The following is a 2472-nucleotide window of genomic DNA, read 5'->3' on the forward strand; positions in this document are numbered from 1 at the left end:
TGTTTCTTGACCTAGATGGCTTCAAGCTGATCAATGACACGCAGGGGCACGACGTAGGCGATCTGCTGCTCAAAGCTGTGGCGAGGCGGCTTACCGGATCGTTACGCGGCAGCGATACGGTGTCTCGGCTGGGTGGAGACGAGTTTACGGTGATTCTGCCTGCAATTCCGACGGCGCAGGATGCGGCACGCGTAGCAGACAAAATCTTGGCAACGCTAGCTCAACCCTTTGAATTTCATCATCACAGCATCTTCGTCACCACTAGTATTGGCATCAGCATCTACCCGCAGAACGGCACTGACGTAGAAACGCTCGTAAAGGATGCGGACATGGCAATGTATCGAGCAAAAGAACTCGGTAAAAATTGCTATCAGGTTAAGTAGGTGATTAGCAGACGAAGCCTCATGTTCAGCCGGGTTGCCTGCGATCGCCCTCACTACGATCGTAGCCAGTGACCAAAATCGGCGTCAAAGCGATCGTTCAGAACGGCTTGCCGAATTGCCTGGGTAAACCGAATCAGTTCGGTAATGTTGTGAATCGACAGCAGCGTATAGCCCAGTAGCTCCTGAGCGCGCAGCAAATGGCTGAGGTAGGCACGGCTGAAGTGTCCGCAGGCGTAGCAGGAGCAGGTGTCGTCCAGCGGCGTGAAATCGTCCCGAAATCGCGAGTTTCGCAAATTCCAGCGTGCACCTTGCACCAGCGCGTTGCCGTGTCGTGCTAGCCGCGTAGGGATAACGCAGTCAAACAAATCAACCCCTGCCGCGATCGCCTGCACCAGTTCCCGATAGGTGCCGACGCCCATCAGGTAGCGAGGCTTTTCCGGTGGCAGTACTGGAGCCGTCGCTTGCACAATTTTCTCGATCAGCTCGGCGGGTTCTCCAACGCTGACGCCGCCGATCGCGTAGCCTGGTAAATCGAGCGCGACCAGTTGCTCCGCTGCCTCCTGCCGCAGATCGGAGTAGACGCCACCTTGCACAATGCCAAACAGCGCTTGATCGTCACGCTGATGAGCGGTGATGCAGCGTTTCAGCCAGCGGTAGGTACGATCGGTCGCATTAGCCACGCTCTCGCGGGTCGCGGGATAGGGTGGGCATTCGTCGAACGCCATAATCACATCTGCTCCCAAGGCGTTCTGAATTGCGATCGATCGTTCTGGCGTTAGATGGATCATCTGTCCGTCGCGGGGCGATCGAAATGTGACGCCGTCTTCCGAGATCTGGCGCATCTCACTGAGGCTGAACACTTGAAAGCCGCCGGAATCGGTCAATATCGGTCCATCCCACGCCATAAAGCGATGCAGCCCTCCGGCTCCCGCGACAATCTCTTCTCCCGGTTGCAGATGCAGATGGTACGTGTTTGCCAGCACCATCTGTGCCCCGGTTGCGCGGAGTTGGTCAGGTGTGAGCGTCTTCACGTTCGCCAGCGTCCCCACCGGCATGAAGCGGGGGGTTTCGACGAGTCCGTGCGGCGTGGTGAATACGCCGACCCGCGCCTGCGTGGTGCAGCAGGATTTTAGAAGCTGAAAGGAAAAGCCAGTAGTCAAGGTTTGTCAGGGCGAGGAACGATCGCGAATTGCAGTTCGCAGTTGACCGAGTGGGTTTAGGGTCAGCAGTTTATAGAAGAAAGCGATCGATCACCGTTTTTAGCTCTTCGATTTCAGCTTCTAGGTCGCCATCTTTGGCGGCGCGGGCAACACACTCGCTCAGGTGCTCATCAAAAATAATTCGGGCAACTCGGTCGAGCGCCCCTCGAACTGCCGCAATCTGCACCAGCACATCTGGGCACGGCTCACTCCGCTGCACCATCGTTTTGATGCCGCGAATGTGCCCTTCAATGCGAGACAGGCGATTGACCAATTGTCGGAGGGAGTCTTCGCTGTGGACGTGAGCGTGCTTTGCCGAACCGTGCGTATGGACAGGCTCGGTAAGCAGGTCGTCGTCTTTGCTGCGAGGACGTTCGGAAGTTGCCATGGGCAGTTGGCGAAATGAGGTATCTTCAAGATTCTAGCCTACGTCGTCCAGAGAGTTTGGACGGAATGTGGAAGCACCTGCGGTATGAACGTGTGAAAGGGATACTTCATAGATCTACACTCAGGCTCAGGTGAAATCTGCCCATGGCTGAAGCGTCAAGCTGCTGGCAGAATGGGAAGAAACGTCAGTAGGTCGTTGCTATGCGATTCTCATATCCTTTTTCGTTCCGTCGATTGGCGACCTGGATGGCCGCTGTGGGGCTGGCGATCGGGATGACGCTATTTCCCAGTATTTCGGCTCAAGCAGAGCCACTCACCAGCGCGGCAAGCACGGCAGCTCAGGCAATGAGTTCGTCGGGTCCCAGCAGCTTTGTCACGGCGGCGGTCAACCGAGTCGGACCCGCTGTGGTCCGGATTGACACCGAGCGCACGGTAACTCGTCAGACGGGTTCCGATCCACTTCTGGAAGATCCATTCTTTCGGCGGTTTTTCGGCGAAGATCT

3 protein-coding genes and 1 pseudogene are annotated in these 2472 nt (G+C 56.6%); 2 read left to right on the top strand and 2 right to left on the bottom strand.

All coding sequences use genetic code 11. The features are described from left to right. Positions 1-383, top strand: a 383-nt coding sequence (locus tag H6F43_RS06990) for a GGDEF domain-containing protein (protein ID WP_190342014.1), incomplete at its 5' end; no start/stop codon positions are given. Positions 384-436: 53 nt separating this feature from the next. On the opposite strand, the gene tgt is transcribed toward H6F43_RS06990, so the two are convergent. Together tgt and H6F43_RS07000 are read right to left on the bottom strand one after the other, a co-directional pair. Next, positions 437-1543, bottom strand: coding sequence for a tRNA guanosine(34) transglycosylase Tgt (gene tgt / locus H6F43_RS06995; RefSeq protein ID WP_190342016.1), 1107 nt, complete (start codon positions 1541-1543; stop codon positions 437-439). Positions 1544-1613: 70 nt separating this feature from the next. Further along, the gene (locus H6F43_RS07000) at positions 1614-1970 is read right to left on the bottom strand and encodes a metal-sensitive transcriptional regulator (RefSeq protein WP_190342017.1); all 357 of its coding nucleotides are present in this window, start codon (positions 1968-1970) and stop codon (positions 1614-1616) included. A 200-nt stretch (positions 1971-2170) separates the two neighbouring features. Between H6F43_RS07000 and H6F43_RS07005 the strand changes: the two are divergent. Beyond that, positions 2171-2472 (top strand): annotated as a pseudogene (locus tag H6F43_RS07005) (serine protease); the annotation flags it as partial.

This window comes from Leptolyngbya sp. FACHB-36 (assembly GCF_014695955.1).
Lineage (GTDB): Bacteria > Cyanobacteriota > Cyanobacteriia > Leptolyngbyales > Leptolyngbyaceae > FACHB-36.